This is a genomic window from Gemella sp. 27098_8_149 (assembly GCF_041433745.1).
Taxonomy (GTDB): Bacteria; Bacillota; Bacilli; order Staphylococcales; family Gemellaceae; genus Gemella.
Genome location: NZ_JAPWCB010000020.1, coordinates 1 through 26,077, shown reverse-complemented (window position 1 = coordinate 26,077; position 26,077 = coordinate 1). Strand labels below are relative to the sequence as shown.

Here is a 26,077-nt window from a genome sequence, read left to right as displayed (position 1 = left end):
ACGTCGTTTCCTGCATTTGGTTTCGCTGCGTCTGCTTCTGTTTTAACTAAGTCTTTTCCTGAAATTACTGCTGTTTTTCCGTCTTTAGTTGTTACTGTCGCATTTCCTTTATCATCAATTACTACTGCTGCTTCTGGATTTACTTCTTTTACTTTCGCTGCGATTGCTGCTTTTTCTTCATCTGTTAATTTAGCTGGATCTTTTACTAATGTTTTGTCCGCTGGTTTAACGATGTCATTTCCCGCGTTTGGTTTCGCTGCATCTGCTTCTGTTTTAACTAAGTCTTTTCCTGGAATCACTGCTGTTTTTCCTTCTGGTGTTGTTACTGTTGCGTTTCCTTTATCATCAACTACTACAGTTGATCCTGGATTTACTTCTTTTACTTTCGCTGCGATTGCTGCTTTTTCTTCGTCAGTTAATGCGCTCGGATCTTTTACTAGTGTTTTATCCGCTGGTTTAACGATGTCGTTTCCTGCGTTTGGTTTCGCTGCGTCTGCTTCTGTCTTAACTAAATCTTTTCCTGGAATTACTGCTGTTTTTCCTTCTGGTGTTGTTACTGTTGCGTTTCCTTTGTCGTCTACTACTACAGTTACACCTGGGTTCACTGCTTTAACTTTATCTTCGATTGCTTTCTTCTCAGCGTCAGTTAGTTTAGCTGGATCTGCTACCACTGTTTTGTCCGCTGGTTTAACGATGTCGTTTCCTGCATTTGGTTTCGCTGCGTCTGCTTCTGTTTTAACTAAATCTTTTCCTAGAATTACTGCTGTTTTTCCGTCTTTAGTTGTTACCGTTGCATTTCCTTTGTCATCAATTACTACTGTTGCTTCTGGATTTACTTCTTTTACTTTCGCTGCGATTGCCGCTTTTTCTTCATCTGTTAGTGCGCTTGGATCTTTTACTAGTGTTTTGTCCGCTGGTTTAACGATGTCGTTTCCTGCATTTGGTTTCGCTGCGTCTACTTCTGATCTGAATAAATCTTCCGAAGGAATTGTAGCTGTTGTTCCATCTTTTAGTGTAACTGTCGCATTACCATTTTCATCGAATTTAACAGATTTAGTCTCTGGGTTTAATTCTCTTAATATCGCTTCTACTTTAGCTTGATCATCTGGATCATTTGCTTCACCAACTACTTTATCTGCTGGTTTTACAATATTAGAGTTACCTGCTCCAGATTTTTCTGTATCTTCTTTAGTTCTTACTAAATCTGATGCTGGAATTGCCGCAGTTTTACCATCTGGAGTAGAAACAGAAACAGTTCCATTTTCATCTATTGTTACTATGGCATCTGGATTTACCTCCTCAACTTTAGCAACAATCTTAGCTTTCTCTTCATCTGTTAAGTTAGCTGGATCTTTTACGATAACTTTGTCAAGTGGTTTATTAATGTCGTTTCCACCTTTACCGTTATCTAAATCTGCTTCAGTTTTAACTAATTTAGCTGGATTGATCGTTCCTTTATCACCATTTTCTGCTGTTACTTCGATTTTTCCATCTTTATTGTATTTAACATCTTTAGCTGTTGGATTAACCTTCTTAACTTCTTCTAAGATTTTAGCTTTCTCTTCATCTGTTAAGTTCGCTGGATCTTTTACTAGAACTTTATCGATTGGTCTATTGATATCTCCAATTGCTTTAATAGCGGCTTTATCTGCTTCTTCTATCGTATTAACATCTTCTACACTTGTTACTGCATCGATTGCTGCTTTTGCTTTATCCGCAACTTTATCTACTTTAGCTTTTAATGCTTCTTTAGCTTTAGGAGATAAATCTTTACGTGCATCGATTGCTTCTTTCTTAGCTTTAGCTTCATCTTCAATTGCTTTACGAGCATTTGGTTTATCTTCTACAACAGGAAGTTCATCGATTGTACCTTTGGCACCATCCTTACCTACTGCTGCACCTTTTTCAGTTTTAACTACCTCATCTGTTGTCGCTTTATCAACCGCTTCTTTTGCTTTTTCAGCTGCTTCTTTTGCTTTCTTAGCTGCTTCTGCTTTTTCTTCATCAGTTGCATCTGGAGTATTAGCAATTTCTTCTAATTGTTTTGCTAATTTATCTTCGATTGCTTTCTTTGCAGCTGGTTTAATTTCTGCTGTTGGATTTACTGCTGTAACTTCGTCTACACCTGTTTTCTTAGCTGCGTCCACCGCATCTTGTGCTGTTTTAGCTGCTTCTGGTGTAGCTGCTGCATCAGGTTGCTTAGCGATTTCTGCTAATTGTGCATCCGCTAATTTTTTAGCTTCTGCTTTGGCTTCAGTTTTTTCTTCATCTGTTAAATCTGTACGTTTATCGATTTCACTATTCTTATCTTCTAACGCTTTCGAAATTGCTTGTTTAGCTGCTTCTTTTGCTACTGGAGTTACATTATTGACTGCTGTAGTTCCAGTTCCTTTTGCTGTTTCTACGTCTGCATTTGAAGTTGCATTATTTACTGCTTCTTTTGCTTTATCAGCCTCGGCTTTTGCTGCGTCTTTAGCTGCTTTTTTCTCTGCATCTGTTAAATCTGTACGAGCATCAATTGCGTCTTCTTTTGCTTTTAATGCATCATCGATTGCTTTTTTAGCAGCTGATTTTTTCGCAGCTTCTGGGTTTACCGCTTTAACTTCTGATACCCCAGTGTTTTTAGCTGTGTCTACCGCTTGTTGCGCTGCTGTTGCTTTATCCTCAGAATCAGCAATTGCTGGTTGAGCATTAATATTATCAGTTGCTACTTTTGCTTTAGCTTGTGCTTCTTTCTTCGCTGCATCTTTCTCTTCTTGTGTTAGATCTGTACGTGCGTCGATTTCCGCTTCTTTTTTAGTTAATTCTTCAGCTATAACTTGTTTAGCTTGTTCTTTAGCGATTGGATATACCGATGTTACATCTGCAACACCTTTGTCTTCTGCATCGTTAACAATTTTTTGCGCTGCTGCCGCTGCATCTGCTGTTTCTGCGTTATCAGGTTGAGCCTCAACTTTTGCAAGTTCTGCATCTGCTAGTTTCTTAGCTTCTTCTTTTGCCGCATCTTTCTCAGCTTGAGTTAAATCAGTACGGTCATCGATTTCTTTATTTTTAGCTGTTAATGCATTCGTAATAGCTGCTTTTGCATTTTCTTTTGCGATTGGATTAACTTTACCGAATTCTGTAGTTCCAGTATTTTTCGCTGTATCTACGGCTGCATCTGTCGTCGCTGCATCGATTGCTTTTGTTGCATCTTCGGCTGCTTTATTAATTTTAGCAATCGCTGCATCTTTTTCTACTTGACTTAAATTTTTGTCAGCAGTAATAGCGTCTGCTTTTGCTTTACGTTCTGCTTCAACGTCCGCTTTAGCTGAATCTTTTTTCGTTACTACTGGGTTATCAGCTGCGATTGCAGTTGTACCAGATTCTTTAGCTTGATCTAACGCTGCTTTTGTCGTTACATTTGCATCGTTAATTGCTGCTACAGCTTTTTCTTTATCTGCATTTACTTTTGCGATTGCTGCTGCTTTTTCTTCGTCAGTAGCATTTGGAGTTTTGTTGATTTTAGCAATTTTATCTTCCGCAGCTTTGTTAACTGCATCAATTGCTGGTTGTTTATTAATTTTTAATACTTCATTCAAAGTAATTTTATCTGTAGAACCATCTTTATAAGTAACTACAATCTTATCACCATCTTTAGTAATAGATTTAATATAGTTTGAAGCATTTTCGACTAATGTACCATTCTTGTCAGCTAATCTTGCATCATCTGCAGTATTATATTGAATTTTAATATTATTTTTAATTTTCTCAAAGTCAGCATCAGATAAATTATCTATATCATCAACAACGATTTTATTAGCTGGATCAGTTTGTCCTTGAACATCATATTTTTGTGTTTGTTCACGAACTACTAGTCTGAAAGCTCCTTCTTGATTTAAATCAGCATTCTCTAGTGGTGGAGAAAATACTGCACCATCTAAATCTTCTGCTACTAAGTATCTCGTCATTAAGTTACCTGTGAAGTTTGGCTGTTTAGGAACTGAGACTGTTCCTGTAATTCTTGTAATGGCTGGATTAGCTATAGTTGCGTTAATACCATTTGTATCTGTCTGCGATGTCATAGTTAAACCATATTCATTTTTAACTATCCCTTGTGCAGCACCAGTTTTCTTTATATCACCTTTCGCCTGTACTATACGAAGGTCTTTAACTTTTCCACTATCATCTGTTACACCAAACTCAAGATTTGTTTCTTCACCTTTGTAGACATAAATTTCTTTTGCAGTAGGGTTAGAGAACGGAATAATCCCTTTTGGTTTTACATTCAATACTTTATTCTTTTCAATTGTATCTGTAGAGCCATCTTTATAAGTCACAACAAGTTTGTTAGGTTCAGTTGCTGATACTGCAACAGTGTCAATAACTGAAGTAGGATTAGCAACTGCTGTCCCGCCTACAAATCGTGCATCATTACTTGTTTTAGAATGTTCTAATTGTAATCTTGATTTAATCGTTGTTAACTCTGCATCTGTAACATTATCAATATCATTAACAGTAATGCGTGTAGAATCAGTTAAATCTTTAATATCATATTTATATGTTTGAGATTTAACAACTAAGTTGAAATAACCAGGAGCTGATGCATTGTTACCTCCAGCCAGTCTAGCACCAGTAGAATCTTCAAGTTGTAGATATCTTGCCCCTAATACTGCTCGTTGATCTTCCGTTTTTGTGTAAGATTTAAGTCCCTTAAAAGTATCATTTGGCTTACCTGTGATTTTAATTGTTACTGGACCTTGAGTTTCAGTTAGTGTTTGATGATAACTCCAACCATAACCATCTATTTCAACTTCTTCTTCCGGAGGATTAAATGAGCTTTGTTTTTTTGCATAAGCTATCGCTTGATCACTTTTCGATTTTAGTACAAACTGACCACTTCCAGCTTTAACTGTTGCTTTAGTAATATTTCCAGCTGTTGAGCTAACTGTAATATTGACATCTGCATCTTCTTCATTATAAAGGTAAATTTCTTTTCCATTAGAATACTCCATAGAGTAATTAAAGTTTCCATGAGTTGCAGTTGTCTCTGCTCTAAATGCATTATTTTTATCTAATGCTTGTCCATTACGTGAGTCTTTAGATCCCGTGTTTTCAATTGAGTTAGAATCAGATTTTTTCTCTGTATTTTCTGCTTTTTTACCAACTGTAGGTTGTGATTGCGTTGTGTCTACTGCTGGTGCTTCTTTTTTCTCCACAGGTTTATTAACTAGTTTTGAGTTTACAGTCGTTACAAGTTTATTATACGCTGCATTTAATTCATCTTGTGTTTTGGCTGATACTAGAGTAGCTCTTGCGCTTTCTAATTCTGCTTTTAATACCGCTACAGAAGCATCTGTTTTGTTAGCGTATTTTCCAGCTTCTAGGTTAGCTGAAATTTCATTAATGTAATTTTCTAACCCAGATTTATCTAATTTCGTTTCTGCAGGTACTTCTTGTTTTACTTCTGCTTTAGGTGCTTCCGCTCCCACTTTTGCTGCTACTGCTGCCGCCACACTTTCTTTAGTATTTTCTACTTTTGCTGGTTGTGACACAGCTTTTGGTGCAGCTTCTGCTTTCTCACCTGCGTTTGTCGTATTGTCCGCAGTTGTGTTGTTAGAAACTTCTTCAGATGCTTGTGCTACTGCTCCAGCACCTAAAAAGATACTCGCACCAATAACTACTGATGCTGTACCAACTTTAAATTTCTTAATAGAATATGTTTCTACCTTAGTACCTTCTTTTATACTTTTTACATACTTATTATTTTTTCCCATTAAATTCTTCTCCTTCTTTTATCCCTAACAAAACTTATATTACTACCATTTTAAATATGCACTATATATATAATAAAAACACAAAACTCCTTTCCTACAAAATTTTCGATAATAATTTTTCTCTCCTATTTTTATAATATTGGCTAATAATTTAGAGTAATTTTACAAATATAATACTTCAAAATTATACACAATTCCAACTTAACTTTATCATATCTAGCGTTTTTTGTCCAAGGAACCACTTACATTTATGTTAAGCGTTTTCTTAATTTATTAAAATTAATTATCTATTATCAATATATAATATCTCTCTATTGATTCTAAAGATTTGTATATACTTTATTCCTTCACGAATAGTTAACTTCCTCCCCCTTTTGAAACATTTTATTATTTATTAGAAGAAGATTATATAATTTTTTTTATAATGGTATCCTAAATTTTATAAAATGAGAGTTAACATATCTCGAAAATCTTCTCTTTCAAATTCGTAATTCAAACCTAAAAAAGACACCCTCGAAAATTATCGAGAGCGTCTTTATTTTTAAGAGTTTTGTTTAGTTATCTTGTTATTTAGATTTCAAATTAGTTTTTATCGTTTTTACGACGTCTTGCCGCTAGTAATCCACCTAGGATCGCCATTCCTAATCCTGCTAAGCCAGTATTAGTTTCAGTTGTACCTGTGTTGGCTAGGCGTTGTCCTAGTTTAGAGTTTGTAGCTTTTCTGAAGATGTGACGTACATTTCCATTTTCATCGACAACTGTTCTTACGAACTCGTATCCTGGGATCTTACCAGCATCTACAGTTCCTTTTTCAACTGGTTTTAATGGGTTTCCATTTTCATCAGTCCATGTTGTAGTTCTGTTTTCTTCTGGGATACGAGTAACTGGTTTGAAGATGTGACGTACATTTCCATCTTTGTCAGTTACAGTTCTTACGAATTCATATCCTGAGATTTCTCCTGGAACTTTTGTTCCTTTTTCTACTGGTTTTAATGGATTTCCATTTTCGTCTACCCATGATGTAGTTTTTTCGACTACTGGAGTTGTTACTTTTTCGTATACGTGTTTAACATCTCCATTTAGAAGTTTTTCAGTTTTCACGAATCTATATCCTGGGATATCTTTCTTAGGTTTTTCCCCTTCTTCTGTTGGATAGTTTGGAATTTCTTTTCCTTTGCTATCTACATAGCTTGTTTTAACTTTTTCATAGACGTGTTCTATATCTCCATTTGGAAGTTTCTTAGTTTCTACGAATCTGTATCCTGGGATATCTTTCTTCGGTGTTTCCCCTTCTTCTGATGGATAATTTGGAATTTCTTTTCCTTCTTTATCTTTGAAGAATGTTTTAACTTTTTCGTAGACGTGTTTTGTATTTCCATCGTTGTCAGTTACAGTTTCTACGAATCTATATCCTGGGATATCTTTCTTAGGAGTTGTTCCATCTTCAGTTGGGTATCCTGGAATTTCTTTTCCTTCTTTATCTCTGAAGATAGTGTCTGGACGAACTGTTGGTGTGTAAGATGCAAAAATTGTTTTACCGTTTTTATCTTTTCTAACAACTGTTACGCCAGATGCTGTTCCTACGAATTCTGGTTCTGGAGTGAATGTTACTTTTCCGTTTGGATCAATAGTGTAAGTTCCTTGACCTGGTACTACTTTTGTAGTTTTTCCGTCTTCGAATGTTGGTGGTACTTCTTTGTCGATGTCTCCTTCAAATACTGGAGTATTTGATTGAGGTTTACCTTTTGGCCCTTCAGATACTACATCTTTAGTTGATGTTGCTCCTAGAACTGTTGGTGTGTATTTCGCTGTTACTGGTGTTCCATTTTTATCAACACGTTTAACAGTTACACCTTTTGTTACACCTACGAAGTCTTTTTCTGGAGTGAATGTTACTTTTCCATCTTTATCAACAATGTAAGTACCTTCTCCTGGTACTACTTTTGTAGTTGAACCGTCTTCGAATGTCGCTGGTACATCTTTATCGATTTCTACTGTTTTGTTTTTACCGTTAACAGTTTCTGATCCACCTTTGAAGACTGGTGTTCCTTCTTGTGGTGTGTTTTTAGGACCAACTGATGTTACATCTTCTCCAGATGGTGATACTGGAATTACTGTTGGTGTGTATTTCGCTGTTACCGGTGTTCCATTTTTGTCAACACGTTTTACAGTTACACCTGTTGCTACACCTGTGAATTTTGGTTCTGGTACGAATGTTACTGTTCCATCTGGTGCTACAGTGTAAGTTCCTTCGTTTGGTACTACTTTTGTAGTTGAACCATCTTCGAATGTTGCTGGTTTATCGTTATCGATTTCTACTGTTTCTTCTTTACCATTTACAGTTGTTTTTCCACCTTTGAATGTTGGTTTTCCTGTTTGAGTTTCACCTTGTAGATCTTTAGATTTAGCTTCTTTACCTTTTGGTGTTACCCCTACTACTGTTGGTGTGTATGTTGATTCTGCTGGTGTTCCATTTTTGTCAACACGTTGAACTGTTACACCTGTTCCGCGTCCTGTGAAGTTTGGTTCTGGTGTGAATGTTACTTCTCCAGATTTCGGATCGATTGTGTATGTTCCTTCGTTCGGTACTTTAATAGTAGTTTTATCCGTTGGTTTTCCAGTTTCTGGATCCACGAATTTCGCTGGTTTTTCAGTATCGATTTCTACTGTTTTTTCTACTCCATTAACAGTTGTTTTACCTGGTGTGAAGTTTGGAGTTGCTTTTTGTGTTGCTCCTTGGATACCTTCAGTAGTTTTTTCTTCACCTGTTGGTGTTACTGGAACTACAGTTGGTGTATAAGTAGCTGTTGCTGGTGTTCCGTTCTTATCTTCACGTTGAACTTTAATTCCTGAAGTTTTACCTTTAAATTGTGGTTCTGGTGTGAATGATACTTCTCCAGTTTTCGGATCGATTGTGTATGTTCCTTCTCCTGGTACTTTTACAGTTGTTTCGTCTGTTGGTTTTCCAGTTGTTGGATCTACTAATTTAGCTGGTTTATCGTAGTTAATTTCTACTGTTTCTTCTTTACCGTTAACAGTAGTTTTACCGCCTGTGAATGTTGGAGTTGCTTTTTGTGTTGCTCCTTGAACATCTTCAGTACCTTTATCTTCACCTTTTGGTGTTACTGGTTTAACGAATGGAGTATATTTACCATTTACTGGTGTTCCGTTTTTATCTTCACGTTGAACTTCAATTCCTTTAGCTTCACCAGTGAAGTTTGGTTCTGGTGTGAATGTTACTTTTCCATTTTCATCAATTTCGTAAGTTCCTTCTCCTGGTACTTTTACAGATTTTTCTTCTGTTGGTTTACCTGTTGTTGGATCTACTAGTTTTGGTGCTTTTTCAGTGTTAATAGGTACTTTTTTGTCACCTTCTTTGAATGTAGGTGTACCTTCTTGTGATTTACCTTGGATTCCTTCTGAAGTTGCTGGAGTCGCTGTTGGTGTTACCGGTGTGATGTATGGTGTGTAAGTAGTTTCTACTGTAATACCATTTTTATCTGCAGCTTGAACACGTACTGGTTGTACTTCTCCGTAGTAAGTTGCATTTGGAGTTAATACTCCGACAGCTTTACCGTCTACTACTTCAAGAGTGTATTCCCCGATTACATTTCCTTTTGGATCTTTCGCAGGAACTTTTGTAGCTGCTTGTCCATTTTCATCTAATAATGTGTATGTTGCTGGATCAATAGGTACAGTTTTTTGAACTGCTACTTTTACATCTGGGTGATCGATATCAGGTACAGTCGTTCTATCTACCACACTATCGATGAATGTTAATGTTCCTTTTTGAACTTGACCTTGAACATCTTGTGAAGTAGCTGGTTGTGCTTTTGGTTTAGCCCCGATAACGATTGGACGGTATTTACCAATAGCTGGTTGTCCAAGTTTATCAACACGTTGAACGATTACCCCTTTAGCTTCACCAACGAACGTTTTCTCAGGAACGAATTTCACTGTTCCGTCTGGTTGAAGAGTATATTCCCCTTCTCCTTTAACAGTAATTGGAGTTCCTACCGCTACTGGTTGTTTTGTCGCTGGATCAAGTATTACTGGTGCTACATTTTCATCGATTTCTACAGTTTTTTCTTCTCCACCGATTTCTACTGTTCCACCTTTGAACTTAGGTTTTCCATGTTGTTCTTGACCTTGGATATCTGCAGAAATTACATCCCATCCTGTAGGTGTTACTGGGTGAACTACCGCTGTATATTCTCCACGAGCTGGTGTTCCGTTTTTGTCTTTACGGATTACTGTTAAAGTTGTACCTTTCCCTGTGAATGTTTTTTCTGGTACGAATGTTACTGTTCCGTCTGGAGCTACTGTGTAAGTACCTTCATTTGGTACTACTTTTGTAGTTGAACCATCTTCGAATGTTGCTGGTACAGTGTCATCCATCGGTACAGTTTCTTCTTTACCGTTTACTGTTGTTTTACCACCTTCAAAGGCTGGTTTTCCGCTTTGAGTTGCACCTTGAATATCTTCTGTGAATGCAACTTTACCAATTGGAGTAACTGGTTTAACAGTTGGAGTGTAAGTCGCTGTTGCTGGTGTTCCATTCGCATCTTTAACTTCTACTGTTGCCGGTACTGGAGTACCTACGAAGTCTTTATTCGGTGTGAATGTTACTTTTCCTGTTGTTGGATCAATTGTATATGTACCAACTTGTTTTCCTGTTGAATCTTTTGCTGGAATTGTTGGTTCATCTGTTGGTTTACCTGTTGTTGGATCTACTAATTTAGCAGGTTGAGTTGCATCGATTTTAATTGGAGCAACTGGGTGTCCTTGCGTAAATGTTGGAGTTCCTTCTTGAGGGGAACCTTGGATTCCTTCTGAAGTTGCTGGTGTTCCTGTTGGTGTTACAGGTGTAATATTCGGTGTATAAGTAGTTGTTACAGGTGTTCCATTTTTATCTTTCGCTTGAACAGTTACTGGTTCTACTTTACCTACATATGTTTTATCAGTTGGCGTGAATACCGCAACTGCTTTTCCATCTACATTCTTAACAGTGTAAGTACCTACTACTTTTCCTGTAGCGTCTTTAGCTGGTACTTCTGAAGCTGGTTGTCCATTTTCATCTAATAATGTGTATGTTGTTGGATCGATTGGTACTTTTTTCTCAACACCATCGATTGTTGTTTTCGAATCGTTGAATGTTACAGGTTGCTCTTGAGTTGCACCTTGTACGTCTGTTGATGTTGCCGCTTCTGCAGTTGGAGATGCTGGTTCAACTACTGGAGTGTATTTTCCAGTTGCTGTTACTTCTACAGTAGCTCCTTCTTTATCAGTCGCATTAGCTGTTACTTTTACATCTACACCTTGAGCTGTTCCTGTGAATGTTGGAAGTGGAGTGAATGTTACTACACCTGTTGATGGATCGATTGTGTAAGTTCCTTCATTTGGAACAACAACTTTTCCTTCATTGTCAGCACCCTCTAATGAGTACTTAGCTGTATTCAGATCAACATTTGTACCATCTGGAGTGTTCTCTGGAGTGTTTAGTTTAGAGAATCTTTCACTTCCTGGTTTAGAAGTTTGGACTGCCCCTTGTATATCTTTAGTTGTATCAGCATTACCTTTAACACCATATACTGTTGGTGTATATGTAGTTGATGCTTCTACTGTTACAGGGTTACCATCTTCTCCTGGGATAGTTACATTAGCTGCTACTGTTAATGGTTTAGCAGTTCCGATATATCCTTGAGCTGGTGTGAAGCTTACTTTTCCTGTTGTTGGATCTACTGTGTAAGTTCCTTCATCAGTTGTTACTGAAGAAACTTTATTTCCTGTTGTTGGATCTACTAGTTTATAGTCTGATACTGTAGAGTTTTCAGGAAGACCAGTTTTGAATCCTTTTTCCATAGTATCACTTTGTGGAGTATCTTGAGCTCCTGAAGAAATTTCTGGTTTAGGTACCACGATGTAGTAAGTTGTTTCCGCTACTGCATCTTCAGTTACTTCACCTGAATCTGTTCCTCCTACTGTTGGAGTAGTTACAACACCGTTTGAGTCTACTGCTCTTACTGTAACTTTATAACTTCCATATTGACCTAATGTGTAAGCTGCGATTTCTGGGTTCGCTAAGTTTGCTGCTGCAGCTGTTTTTAGTGCTTCACGAGCTGTCTCTACAGCTTTTTCAGCTTCTAAAGCTGCTGTACGTGCTGTCTCTACTTCAGTATTTTTTGTTGAAAGATTTGTTTGAGCTGTTGCTAATTGCGCCTCAATAGATGCTTTGAACTCTTTTACATTAGCAAGTTTTCTTTCTGCTAATTCTTGAGCTGTTGGCGAAATTGTACGTAATTTCAAGTCATCTAATGCTTTTTGAGCATCATCTGCTATTCTCGTTTGTCGGTCTAATAGTTCTTGAAGACGAGCTAATTCGTTTTGTGTATCTTGTTGTTCTTTTAATGCCGTTGCTGCTGCTTGAGTTTTAGCTGCTGCTGTACGTTGAGCTTGAATATAAGCTGTTTCTTCAGCTTTCGCTGCATCAAATACTTTTTGGCTTCCATCTGGAGCTGTTACCGTTAATTTTGTTTTAATTGTTTCTGATTGAGCAGCGTCTGATTTATCATCGATAGTATCTGTGAAATCAACGTTAGCTTTTTCTGATTTTAATAAATCTACTGAAGCATCTTTTGCTTCTGAGTAACTCGTTGATGTCCCAGCTGGTTTAGCATTTTGAATTGATGCTACATCAGTTGAACTTGCTTCACGGTATGAAACATATCCTTTAAATCCTGATGCTGTTTCAACTTCCCAACCAGCATTTGATTCTTTAGCTGTTACTTTTGAACCGTCAGAAGATGTCCATTGGTTTGTTACTGAGTCGTAACTCACTGTAACTACCATTCCTTGCTCTGAAGATGTGTTATCTTTTTTAACTAGAGTTTCTGTACGTGTAACATTACCTACTGCTGTTACCTCACCATTTTTACGAATTTCTGCAATCTTATCCACTAATGTTGGCGCTGAAGATGTTGCACTCCATGTACGTTCAAATTCATAAACAACGAATTTAACATCACCATTTGCTTGAGCATCTGTATAAACACGACGTTCAATAAGAGTTGATGTACCATTACCATTGTCTTTTAATTCATAAGCTTTTTCTGTAGGTAAAGAATATTTACCTGTTGCACTGTTAAATACCGCTTTATATGTATTACCTGCTGCGTCATTTACCATAGCAAATTCACGTTGAATATTTGCTTTTACTTTATCAGTTGTTGCTTTGGCTGCAATACTATCAACACCAACGTATTTTGTAGATTCTGGAGTTACAGTTAAGTTAACAGTTGAGTCTCCTGTTGTAGATGCAGTTCCTAATACCGTACCTTCTTGTACAGCTGTGTTTGTAGTACCTGCAGCTACTGTCCAATTGCCATTTTTAACAATAAGTTTTGTAACTGTTCCATCTGGCATTGTAATTTCCGCTTTATTAGCTCCATTTGAAATTGTCACAGGTACATTTGTAGCGTAAGCTTCAACATTTTTAACAGTAATCTTAGGTGCTACTGCGATTGTAATATTCTCGTGTGCTTCTTGACCATACATATTCCAATCCATATTTCTTGCATTGGTTGTATTGTTATAGTCTTTCGCATAAACAGCAGCTGTGAAAATTCCAGCTTCACTTGCCGTTCCTGTAATATCTCCAGTTTTTGGATTGTAATTTAATCCTGGTACTACATCATTTATTGAAGTTTGACTTCCTGTATAATTACCGTTTAAGGCAGTATGCGCTGTGACTGTTTGTGGTCCGTTCTCGGTATTTATTTTAGATCCATCAACTGCAGTAAAGGTTGCTCCGCTCGTGCCTCCAGGAGCAGTTTTTGAACCGGCAACAACTTTTTCTCCATTACTTCTGTATACATAATCAGCTCTTTCATCACGACTCATTCCATCATTATCAACATATTTGATATTATGATCAACTTGGTCACCTATTGTAACTAACTTAGATGACCCTTGAATAAGTGGTGCAGATGAATCTTGCCATCCTACCCATCCAGCCGTTAAATCTCTGAAAGTAACCTGCTGAGTAGCTCCACCTTTCTCTACAGTTACAATATAACGCATGTCATATACACCATTTTGAAGAGTAGATGCTACATATCCTTCTACAGTATCTGTAGCTTCATTATAAGCTAATCCCGGAAGTAAGTTGCTTAAGGCGATGTTTGTGATTGTATATCCTGCAGCTGTTGCTTCTGGTGATAAACTAAAACGTTTTTTCACATCTGTAAGATATACATAGTGATTTCCTTGTTCATAAGTATATCCGTAGATTTCTGTAGCTATGTATTCATAAGCTCCACCAGATCCCCAAATTGTATTCCCATTAGCTTTTCCTGTAGCACGAATTTTACCTTTCCATAAAGCAGCTTCACGTCCAAGTTTTTGAGCTTCTGTTTTTGATAAAGGAATATCAGTACGTCCACTAACCCCGGCTTGTCCACTATTAGCCGCAGGCACATCAGTGTTCTCAGATTGATATCCATGAACATAAACTTTATAGTTAGCGTTACCATCTAATACTTTGTAAGATTTACCTGTAGATCCAAGGAATTCACCATTTTCTTTTCTTAGTTCTGTAGAAGCAGCTGTGTATCCTTCGTTAGCTGAAAGAGCTACTCCGTATCTACCATCACGACGAACACCAGCGTTTTCTAATTCAGCGTATACCGCTTTAATAGAGTTGCTTAGTTCTTCTAAACTTTTAGCGATTTGTTCTTTTGTTACATCATCGCTTCCAAGTAAATTGTTCGCTACTTTAATTACTTCTGCGTTTTTAACTACTGCTTTTTCTACAGCAGGTTTAGCTTCGATTTTAACTTCGTTTTCACGAATTGCTTCGTTAGCAAGTACGTTTGTTACTTCTGCTTCTGAAGTCACTTGAGTTAATTCTTTCTTAGCTTCTTTAACTTCTTTAGATTCTTTTGCTTCTGATTTTGCTTTTTCTTCAGCTTTTTTAGCTTCGTCTTTCGCAGCTGTTCCAGTTGCTTCTGATTCTGCCACTACTGTAGTTAACACATTAAGTGTTGTTACTTTTGTATTAACTTCGTCTTGAGTTGCATCAGCTTTTGCGAATACTTCTTTTGCTTTCACTAATTCTTCACGAGCTGTTTTTACTGCAACTTCATCAGCATTTTTAACTGACGATAATTTTTGTTCTAATTTTTCTATTGTTGATTTTAAAGCTGTTTTGTCAGCTGCTTTTGTTTCAGCTTTTGCAGGTGCTTCTTCTTTAGTTACCTCTGCTTTTGGTGCTTCAACTTTTTCAGCTACCGCTGCTGCAACACTTTCTTTTGTATTTTCTACTTTTGCTGGTTGTGCTTCTGCTTTTGGTGCTTCCTCTTTTGCTCCTGCGTTTGTTGTATTGTCTGCAGTTGTGTTATTAGAAACTTCCTCAGCTGCTTGAGACACTGCTCCAGCACCTAAAAAGATACTAGCACCGATTACTACTGATGCTGTACCGACTTTGAATTTTTTAATTGAATAAGATTCAACTTTTGTACCTTCTTTAGTGGTTTTTAAGTACTTATTGTTCTTTCCTACCATTAAAATTCCTCCTATTGATATATTTATAACTTTTTAGCGTTAAATTAAATCTCTTCTCTCAATGATATATTTCCTTCTAAACTAAACCTTTTTTAACTCTTTATCTTTAATTTTTTGATTACGATATTTAACTTAAACGCATACTACTAATTTGAAATCCATGTTTTGAACCTCGTTATTAATAATACCAAATATTATCTTTTTTGTCCAAGAAGTAAACCTCTCAATCTACTTCCTTTTATTTAAAAAGTTATATATATTCAACATCCATAACTTATCTCTATTTTGAAAAACACTGAAAAACAGCTTAAAAACAACTTTTCCAGAAGGTTTTAGCCTGTATATTCAATTGATAATTAACTAAAATTATTATAAATTTTTTTCTTATTACGAGGGCTAATAGCTCTACAAAACACTCAATATATACATATAATCGGATTAAATTTCTTTCATAAGCTAAACACATGAAAAACTTTGGTATTATAAAGTTTTTATCTAATATTCTTTCTGATTTTCATCCATTAATTTTACTTATAAAATTATATTTTTTACATTAATAAAACAATTATTTTTACTAATTTAGACTAAAAATACAAACTATTATCTATTTTATATTCTATAATTTTTATAAAAAAACGAAGTATTGATATTTTCATTCTACATCAAATACAAAATTACTGAACAAATATTATAAATTGATATACAACCTGAAAATAAATCTCGAACATTGAAAATTATAACCTATATTTTCATCAAATAATACTTTATATAAATATTTAAAATACGGCTTTCTACTCTATTGACCAAGTTCAAGACGTATGATAGAATGAAAGCGTGGGATATTGGACATTTAACTATTATGTACAATATCTGGACATTTTTTCTAATTTGATTAATGACAATCAAGCAAGCACTTTTAATCAAATTCTCTAAAATTCCACCACAAAACACTTGAAAATAATTGTATATGAGGCTGATCCAAAAGTCCTAAATTTTAACAAAGTGTATATAGGAACTCATAGACGCAGTGGTTTATTGATATCTAAAATCGCTTTAGAAAAGCTTTTTAGATATCCAATAAACTGTGCGGGGGTGACTCGACAAAATCGATTTCTTCGAAATCACGATTTTTGAGTCACTCCCAATTGAAACAAAAAATTAAAATACGAACACGTATACCGGAGGGTTATATGATTACAATTGAAGATATTAATAAAGTTATAGAAAAAATTAGAAATGAACACACAAAAGAATATATCGGAATCTCTGTCAATGGAGATAGAGGTCTTAATGTTATAACTAGTAAATTCGGAGGAGTACCGTACATCGCAAAAGACGCTGAGGTTCCAGTAGATGCAGAAGGAAACCAACTTGCACTACTAGCTCAGATCAACTGTACAGAACTTCCAGAAAATGATATTTATCCTAAAGAAGGATTACTTCAATTCTGGATTTCACGCGATGATTTGTTCGGATTAGATTCTAAAGGAACTAATGTTGTAAAATATATAAAAGATATAGACGAAAACATAACAAACGGAGATGTACTAAGTAAGTATCATCTTCCTAGCGAAGACAACGACGAGGAGTATTCACCATTCCATGAAAAAGATGCATCATTTGCATTAACATTCAACAGAGGAACTTCAACGATTACAGCTACGGACTTCTTATTCGAAGATATCGCAAAAGACGCTATCCGAGAGTTATTCCCAGAGGAACAAGTAGAAGATTTATACGAAGACCTTGACAAAGATGTCTTTGAAACTCTATTTAAAGCTTTTGAAGGAGTTAAACATGCGATAGGTGGTTACCCAACATTCACTCAGTGGGATCCACGTGATCCAGAAAATAAAGAAGCATACGACACATTACTTCTTCAAGTAGAAAGTGAATGGGATCCAAACACGAAAGATAATCTAATTATGTGGGGAGATTCAGGTGTTGCAAACTTCTTTATTAATAAAGAAAAATTAGCAAACCTAGACTTCGAAGATGTACTATTCAACTGGGATTGCTGCTAATTAGGGCTCTTTGTCAAATCCAGGGTACGGAGAAAAAGGCTCTTTGTCAAATTCGGAATATAGAGAAAAATAGGAAATGAAATCTAGGCAGCATTCTGCTGCTTAGATTTTTTTATTATTTAGTGCAAATCTTAATTAATACAACGTTTAAAAGAACAGAGAGTAAAACTTACTTTCTGTCCTTATTTGGGAATATGCATTTGAAATTTAATTCCAGCGATAATCATTAAAGATAAGTTTTAATAAATTTATAGCCTGGCTAAAAAATTATTATAGTATTTCAACTATAAATATTTCTCAAATTCTTTCTCAGATATCCCTAATTCTTCACAAGCAGACTCTCTGGTCATCATACCTTTTTTCACCAATCTAGCCAATGCTCTTACTTCTCCTAAGGCGATTCCTTCTTCTCTACCTTTCTCTAACGCCTCTTCTTCTTTCTCTTCTACATACGCTAAATGCGCAAGCCATCCATCCCATGCTCTTGTGTATTCATCATACATAGCTTTATCCTCCTTATTCCACTCTTTTACGTCTACTACTTTATCAGCTTTCGTTATTATTCTCTCTGGCTTATGTGTAAATGGTTTGTTCCCAAACAATTCCATCCAACGAACCTTATTATAACTTGCCTTCATTTCTGGTTTATACTTTTTCAACTCTAGAAATACTATTTGTACAAAAATTTACCTTCTGTCCTTATTTGGGAGCATATATTTCTATGATTTGTTAAAAGTCTGAAACATTATCCGAACCGCAGTACGGACACGTTGGATACCCAAACCCTTGACTCTCAGCATCAAAATATCTATTGCAGTTATTACAATAATATTCTACTTCTATCATCCATATATTTTTTTCAGGTAACTCTTGCAATTTCTTTATGAATTCCGCTGCTTCCTTCATATTCATCGATAAATCACTCAACAAACAAGCATTAGCCCCTTGTGCTTTTTCCATAATTAACAACCCCTTTTCTAAATTTTCTTCATTTTTATTATACTCCATTAATAGTAGTTTTTCTAATAATATATAATCTCATTTTCTTTCAAATAATGAATTCATATTCCAAATTCCACAAAATAACCTACTGACCTCTGAGGATATATTCAACTACTATAACTACAACAAAACCCACCTTCGAAATGTATCGAAAGTGGGTCTTATTCTTGGCCTGATCCAAAAGGCCTAAATTTTAATAAAGTGTATATGAGAATTCATAGACACAGTGGTTTATTGATATCTAAATTCGCTTTATAAAAGCTTTTTAGATATCTAATAAACTGTGTGGGGGTGACTCTGAAAAATCGATTTCTACGAAAAATCACGATTTTTGAGTCACTCCCATTTATTTTTAATCTTCGTTGTTTTTGCGACGTTTTGCTGCTGCAAGTAATCCACCGAAGATTGCCATTCCTAATCCAGCTAATCCTGTGTTAGTTTCAGTTGTACCAGTGTTTGCTAAGCGTTTAACTTGAGTTGGCGCTTTTGGAGCTACTGGTGCTTCTGAAACTTTAGGAGTTTCCGGTGTTGCCGGCGTTGTTGGAGTTGGTTTTGGCGCTGGTTGTGGTACTGGAACGTAGCTGATCGGTGTATCCTTAGTTGGATCGTTCGGTACGTTTGGTACTTCATATCCTTTAGTTGGATCATTTGGATCAACTGGTTTCAATGGTACTAATGGGTTGTTTGGTCCAACTGGTTTTGTTGGATCTTGAGGTACCATTGGAGTGTGTCCAGGCACGTAAGGAACGATTGGTTTATCGTTTCCTGGTTTTGTTGGATCTTTCGGATCGTTTGGATATGGAATTGGATTTGTTGGTGTTCCTGGGATGTTTGGTACCCATGATCCTAACTTATCGTAAACAACTGTTTCGTTGATATCCTTGATTGTATCAGGTGTTACTTTAACATCTTTAGTTGATGATTCTAGATCACCGTCTTTAGCGATGTATCCTTTAACAACTGGTACTGGGTATCCATTGAAGATATCGTCGTTACGATCTGTTGTCCATTCTCCATATGTGATTTCTCCTGTTACTAAGTTAATCTTAGCATCACGAGTGAATTTGATTGTTTCTGTGCGAGTTTCAGTTACTTCTTTTCCGTTACGATCTACATACTTGATAGTACGTGTAGCTGATTTTTCTGTTACCATATCTTTTACAGTACTTGGCCATACTGGGCTGTTTGGATCGTTAGGGAATACTGGTTTACCTGGTTCTGGTGTAGATGGTGTTACTGGAGTTCCATCTGGGTTCTTCGGTAAGTTTGGATCAGTTGGATCTACTGGTTTACCTGGTGTAACTGGAATAATTCTTTCAGCTACTGTTACATTGAAGATTTGATCTACAGATTTATCTTTATCAAATACTCTGTCTGTATCTTTAGATGGGAATTCGTTCTTAACTACTCTGTATCCAGCTTTTTCAAGTTTTTCAATAGTCTTAGTTACTTCGTCAACTTTAGACTTAGTGAAGTTAGCTCCTGAATCACCTTCATCTACTACTGGAGTAGATACTACTTTACCAGTTTCAGTTACGAAGTTAGTGATAGCTTTTTGCTTATCAGTTACGTAGTAAATTGGTGTATCTGTACCTGGATTTGTTGGTACTGGTGGTACTTCATATCCTTTAGATGGATCGTTCGGATCAACTGGTGTTAATGGAACTAGTGGGTTATCCGGACTAATTGGTTTAGTTGGATCTTTTGGTACCACTGGTGTTGTTCCTGGAACGTAAGGTACGATTGGTCTATCATTTCCTGGTTTAGTTGGATCGTTCGGATCGTTTGGATATGGAGTTGGTTTGATTGGAGTTGATCCTTCTGGTACTTTCGGTACCCATGAACCAAGTTTAGTGTAAACTACTTCGATATTTTCATCTTTAGAGTCTGCAGTTAATCCTTTTGTAGCTGCTACTTCTTTTTGTTTAGCATCTTTCAGGATGTATCCTTTAACTACTGGTGATTCTACTTTATCGAATGTTGTATCTCCACCTTTAGCTGTCCAATCACCATAAGTGATTACACCTGTTACAGCGTTGATCTTACCTTCACGAGTGAATGTAACTTTATCTGTTACTTTCTTAGCTACTTCCTCACCTTTTTCATTAACATACTTGATTGTACGGTTAACGTGACGAGTTGTATCGATTTGTTTAATTAGATCTTCTGTCCATTTTGGTCCATTAGGGTTGTTAGGATCGATTGGTTGTCCTGGTTTTGGTCTGTTTGGATCATTTGGATTTTCTGGATCTACTGGTTTAAGTGGCTCAGAGTGTTGAGTTAGTACAACAGTGTATTCTTGATCTTTACTAGAATCTTTATCGAAGTTCTTATCTGTAGCTGTTGTGAATCCGTCAGTTACTAAATCATATCCTAGAGCTTTAAGTTCAGCAAGTTTAGCTACTGTACTGTATTCGATTGGCTCTCCAGATTTACCTTTTAGGTTATCCGTGTGAAGCACTGTTCCAGTTCCTTCAACAACATACTTAACTGTTGCTCTTTGCTCATCTTTTTCATATTTGATTTCAATATCTTTACCTGGCTCAGTTGGTACTGGTGGTACTTCATATCCTTTAGTTGGATCTTTTGGATCTACCGGTGTTAATGGAACTAGTGGGTTAGTATTTGGATCAACTGGTTTTGTTGGATCTTTTGGTACTTTTGGTGTAGTTCCTGGTACGTAAGGAACGATTGGTCTATCGCTACCTGGTTTAGTTGGATCTTTCGGATCGTTTGGATATGGAATTGGATCGATTGGTGTTTCACCTTCTGGTACTTTTGGTACCCATGAACCTAGTTTAGTGTACACAACTTCGATGTTTTCATCTTTAGAATCTGCAGTTAATCCTGTTGTAGCTGCTACCTCTTTTTGTTTAGCATCTTTCAGGATGTATCCTTTAACTACTGGTGATGTTACAGCATCGAACTTCGTATCTCCATCTTTAGCAGTCCAATCACCGTAAGTAATTTCACCTGTTACTGAGTTGATCTTACCTTCACGAGTGAATGTAACTTTATCTTTAATAGATTCTGTAGAGTCTTTACCAGCTTTATCTGTGTAAGTTACTCTGTTACCTTTTTCATCAACGTATGTGATTGTACGGTTAACGTGACGTGTTGTATCAATTTTACTAATTTGATCTTCAGTCCATTTTGGTCCATCAGGGTTGTTAGGATCTATTGGTTGTCCTGGTTTTGGTCTGTTTGGATCATTTGGATTTTCTGGATCTACTGGTTTGATTGGCTCAACGTGAGGTTTAACAGTTACTACGAAGCTTTGATCTACTTTTGTATCTTTATCGTAGTTCTTATCTGTAGCTGTTGTGAATCCGTCAGTTACTAGGTCATATCCTAAAGCTTTAAGTTCTAGAAGTTTAGCTACTGTACTGTACTCGATTGGTTCTCCAGATTTACCTTCTAGGTTATCTGTGTGAAGTACTGTTCCTGTTCCTTCTACAACATAAGTTACTTTTGCTTTTTGAGTATCTTTTTCATAAGTGATTTGCGTATCTTCTGTTGGGTTTTCAGGTGTTGGTGGAACATATCCTTTACTTGGATCGTTTGGATCTACTGGCTTCAGTGGGTTTCCATTTGGATCTTTTGGAGTCGTTCCTGGAACGTGAGGAATCACTGTTGTTGGTGTTCCTGGTTTTGTTGGATCTGTTGGATCGTTTGGATATTGAGGTTTCTCAAGTTTTGGAACTTCGAATCCTTCTGGTACTTTTGGTACATATTTTCCAAGTGGTGAGTAAACTACGTTTACTACTGAGTCAGCTGCATCGTGAGCTACGTTCTCTACTTTTTCAGCTGCTTTAATGTCTGCAACATATCCTTCGATTACTGGAGATGTTACTTCAGCTAATGTTTGTGGTGCTGTCCAATCAGAAGTATAAGTGATTTCACCTGTTACTTTGTTTAGATCACCTTTACGAGAGTAACGAAGTTTTTGTTCTACAGTAGCCGCAGCTTCTTGACCACGTTTAGCTTCTTCTACTTTATCAGTATTAGCGTATCTGTAGTTGATTGTACGATTTACTTCATCTAGTAATCCTAGTTGTTCAAATGTACGTTGTTTTGGATCTCCAGGTACTTTATCTCCTGGTTTTGGAGTTGTGTTTGGATTATTTGGATCTAGTGGTTTATCTGGATCGATTGGTGTAATACCTTCTTTAACGATTACATAGTAAACTTGGCTAACTCCACTATCACCTTTATCGTCTTTATCATCGAATGTACGGTTTGCGTCAGCGTAGAATGCTACACGTTCTGTAGTGTATGCTGCATCTGTTGGTGCAACAACTTCATAACCTTTAGCTTCTAACTCAGCTTTAACGTTATCGATGTTTGTTGTCTTGATTGCTTTACCTGTGTCTCCTGCTTCCGCAACTGATACATGAACTGCAGTTCCATCAGCTTTAATGAAGTGAACTAGAGCTACTTGAGAACCATCTTTAACATACGTAATTGTAGTGTTTTGAGTTGGATCTTCTGGTACTTTCGGTACTTCATATCCTTTAGTTGGATCGTTTGGATCTTTCGGAGTTAATGGTTTACCGTTTGGTCCTACTGGAGTTGTTCCAGGGATGTATGGCACTACTGGAGTTTCAGTAGGTGTTCCTGGTCTTGTAGGATCTTCATTAGTTGGAGTTTCGTATGGTTTTGGTGTTAAATCAGTTCCTGGTGGAGGCGTTACTCCTTCTGGAATTACTGGTACATACGAACCAAGTTTACGGTAGATGATTGTTTCTTCACTATCTTTATCAGTAGCTTGTACATTTGTACGCTCTGTTGATTTAGCTGCTGAAGCTACATATCCTGGTTTGTTTGGAGTTGTTACAGCGTCGATTGTTGTATCGTCACCTTTAGCTTTCCATTCTCCAAAGTTAGAGATTGCTCCAGTTACTGGATCTAGGTCAGCTGTACGAGTGAATGTTAATGTTTGAACATTATCAGGGATACCCGCATCTGATCCGTCAGCTAGTTTGTAGTGAACTGTGTGCGTTACTTCTTCGATTAATCCTAATTCTTTGTAAGTACGTCCTTTTGGATCGTTCGGTACTTTGTCATCAGGTTTTGGAGTAACATTTGGTGTATTTGGATCCGTTGGTTTAGTTGGATCTAATGTTACTGGTTTTGTAGTATAAACTACTGTTTCATTAATATCTTCAGCAGTTGCTGTTACTTCTGATGCTGGTACAGTCGCTTTATTTGGAGTGTAGTTCTTAATTTCTGGTGAAGTTACAGCTTCAAATGTTTGTGCTGGTGACCAGTCTCCGAATGTAATCTTACCAGTTACTGGATTGATTGTTGCTGAACGTTTGAACTCTTTAGTTTCTTCTACTAAATCAGCAGCTTTCTTACCATCTGCATATATATAGTTGATTGTACGTTTAACTTCCTCTTTACGTCCATCTTCTAACTCTTTGATTAATTCTGGAGTCCATTTTGGTCCATCTTCATTATTAGGATCAATTGGTTTACCTGGAGTTGGAGTCGGATCATTTGGATTTACAGTTACAGGTTTAACCGCTACAAGAACTTTGTATTCTTGGTTAGTCTTAGAGTCTGCATCAAATTTACCATTTTCTGGATAGTTGTTTTCAACTACTGTATAACCTTTAGCTTTCAATGCATTTATTGTCGCTGTTACATCTGCAGATTTCGTGAATGCTTTTCCTGCATCTCCTGTATCAACGATCGATTGAGCTACTCCACCTTTTTCAGTCTTATCAGTTTCACTGTTTACTTCGATGAAGTGTGTAACTGCCACTTGAGAACCATCTTTCGTATAAACGATTGTAGTATCTTCAGTTGGGTTCGTTGGTGTTGGTGGATTGTATCCTTTAGTTGGATCTTTAGGATCTTTCGGAGTTAATGGTTTTCCATTTGGTCCTACTGGTGTTGTTCCTGGTACATAAGGAATTGTCGTTGTTGGTGTTCCTGGTTTTGTTGGATCATCCGGGTTATTTGGATATTGTGGGTTTTCAATTGTCGGAGGAGTGAATCCTTCTGGAACAACTGGTACAAATTTACCTAAATCTTTATAGATAACTTTTTCAACAATATCTTTATCCGTTGCATTAACACCCGTTACATCTTTCTTAGATGACTCAACATCTCCTGTAGCTACATATCCAGTTTTAACTGGTACTACAGCTTTACCTTCAAGAGTTGTATCGTTATCTTTAGCTGTCCATTCACTATAAGTAATCTCTTTTGTTACAGCATTAACTGTTGCTGTACGTGTAAAGCTTACTGTAGTTTCATGTTTAGGTTCTGCATCAGTTCCACGTTTAGTAGTATCTGCTACATCATCTGCATAAGTATACGTAATTGTACGTTTTACTTCTTCAGCTAGTTTTAGATCTTTGTATTTTGGCCCATTAGGATTACTTGGATCTACTGGTTTGTTTGGATCGAAGTTTGGATCATTTGGATCAATTGTAATTTGTTTTGTTTTGTAAACTACAACTTCTTCATAATCAGCTGCATCAGCCGTTACAGTTTTCGCTGGTACGTCACTTACTGTCGGATTACTTACTAACGCTGATGTATATCCGTCAATTGTAGGAGTTGTTACAGCTTCAAATCCGTCAGTTGTCTTAGGAGTCCATGCTCCATATTCAATTTCACCTGTTACAAGGTTTACTTTAGCCGTTCTTGTGAATTCAAGAGTTTGAACTTTCTTACCTGCTACTTCTGTTCCAAGTTTACCGTCTGGTACTGGAGTTCCATCGTCATAAACATACTTGATAGTACGCGTTACAGACTCAGTAGTTTTCAGATCTTTAACTGATTCTGGCCATTTCGGTCCGTTATTATCACCTGGAACTACTGGTTGACCTGGTTCTGGTTTTACATATCCAGGTGTAGTTGGATCTGTTGGAATATCTTTAATAATCGGTTTGAATGTTACTGTATATTCTTGGTTTGTTGATGCATCTGCGTCGAATACTTTTTCAGCATCTGTTGATGGATAGTCTTTTTCACCTGCATTTACATTGGCTACTTTTTCATATCCACGAGCTAAGATCTTGTTGATTGCTGCAGTTACATCAGCATCTTTAGTGAACGCTTTACCTGTATCTCCTGTATCTACTACTGAAGGTTCTAGTCCTTTACCAGTTGTATCTACGAATTTCGTTACCGCTATTTGTGAACCATCTTTAACATACAAGATTGTAGTATCACCTGTTGGTGTTGTTGGAGCTGGCGGTAAGTATCCTTCTTCTTTATTAGCAGGGTTCTTAGGCGTTAACGGTTGTCCATCTGGTCCTACCGGTGTAGTTCCTGGTACGTATGGAATTGTTGTTGTAGTCGTTGGATCACCTGGTTTAGATGGATCATCTGAGTTTGGATATTGTGGATTTTGAATTGTTGGTGGTGTAAATCCTTCTGGTACTACTGGTACGTATTTACCTAGTGCTTTGTACACTACTTTTTCCGTAATATCTTTATCTTCAGCTTTAACTGATGTTACATCTTTCTTAGATGAATCTACATCTCCTGTCGCTACATAACCTGCTACTGCTGGAAGTGCATTTCCTTCTAATGTAGTGTCATTATCTTTAGCTTCCCATTCTCCGTATGTGATTTCTCCTGTTACTGGGTTCACTTTAGCTACACGAGTGTAATTAACTTTTGTAGTGAATGGTTCTGCTACATTAGTTCCACCTTTATTTCCATCTTTTTCAGCTTGATTTAATTCACTTGCTTCTGTTGAGTAAGTGTACG

General features: G+C 36.7%; 6 protein-coding genes. 1 reads left to right on the top strand and 5 read right to left on the bottom strand.

Annotated elements, in window-relative coordinates:
• A partial coding sequence (locus O3801_RS07465; RefSeq protein ID WP_371454561.1) for a DUF1542 domain-containing protein occupies nt 1–5,756 on the bottom strand: 5,756 nt, incomplete at its 3' end.
• Nucleotides 5,757–6,338: 582 nt separating this feature from the next.
• Nucleotides 6,339–15,317 (bottom strand): YSIRK-type signal peptide-containing protein, encoded by an 8,979-nt coding sequence (locus O3801_RS07460; RefSeq protein ID WP_371454560.1) that lies wholly within the window; start codon nt 15,315–15,317, stop codon nt 6,339–6,341.
• A 1,190-nt stretch (nt 15,318–16,507) separates the two neighbouring features.
• On the opposite strand from O3801_RS07460, the gene O3801_RS07455 reads away from it, so the two are divergent.
• Entirely contained in the window at nt 16,508–17,341 is an 834-nt protein-coding gene (locus O3801_RS07455) for a YwqG family protein (protein WP_371454559.1), read from the top strand.
• Between the two features lie 284 nt (nt 17,342–17,625).
• On the opposite strand, the gene O3801_RS07450 is transcribed toward O3801_RS07455, so the two are convergent.
• The 3 genes from O3801_RS07450 to O3801_RS07440 all read right to left on the bottom strand — a co-directional run.
• Nucleotides 17,626–17,979 (bottom strand): hypothetical protein, encoded by a 354-nt coding sequence (locus tag O3801_RS07450; protein ID WP_371454558.1) that lies wholly within the window; start codon nt 17,977–17,979, stop codon nt 17,626–17,628.
• 91 nt (nt 17,980–18,070) lie between these two features.
• Nucleotides 18,071–18,349, bottom strand: a complete 279-nt coding sequence (locus O3801_RS07445) for a hypothetical protein (protein ID WP_371454557.1) — start codon at nt 18,347–18,349, stop codon at nt 18,071–18,073.
• A 346-nt stretch (nt 18,350–18,695) separates the two neighbouring features.
• On the bottom strand, nt 18,696–26,077 hold a 7,382-nt coding region (locus O3801_RS07440; RefSeq protein WP_371454556.1), incomplete at its 5' end, for a mucin-binding protein.

What these genes read in the sequence shown, in the direction of transcription:
- O3801_RS07450 (WP_371454558.1), bottom strand. Translation starts at nt 17,979, where the DNA reads ATGAAGGCAAGTTATAATAAGGTTCGTTGGATGGAATTGTTTGGGAAC.
- O3801_RS07460 (WP_371454560.1), bottom strand. Translation starts at nt 15,317, where the DNA reads ATGGTAGGAAAGAACAATAAGTACTTAAAAACCACTAAAGAAGGTACA.
- O3801_RS07445 (WP_371454557.1), bottom strand. Translation starts at nt 18,349, where the DNA reads ATGGAGTATAATAAAAATGAAGAAAATTTAGAAAAGGGGTTGTTAATT.
- O3801_RS07455 (WP_371454559.1), top strand. Translation starts at nt 16,508, where the DNA reads ATGATTACAATTGAAGATATTAATAAAGTTATAGAAAAAATTAGAAAT.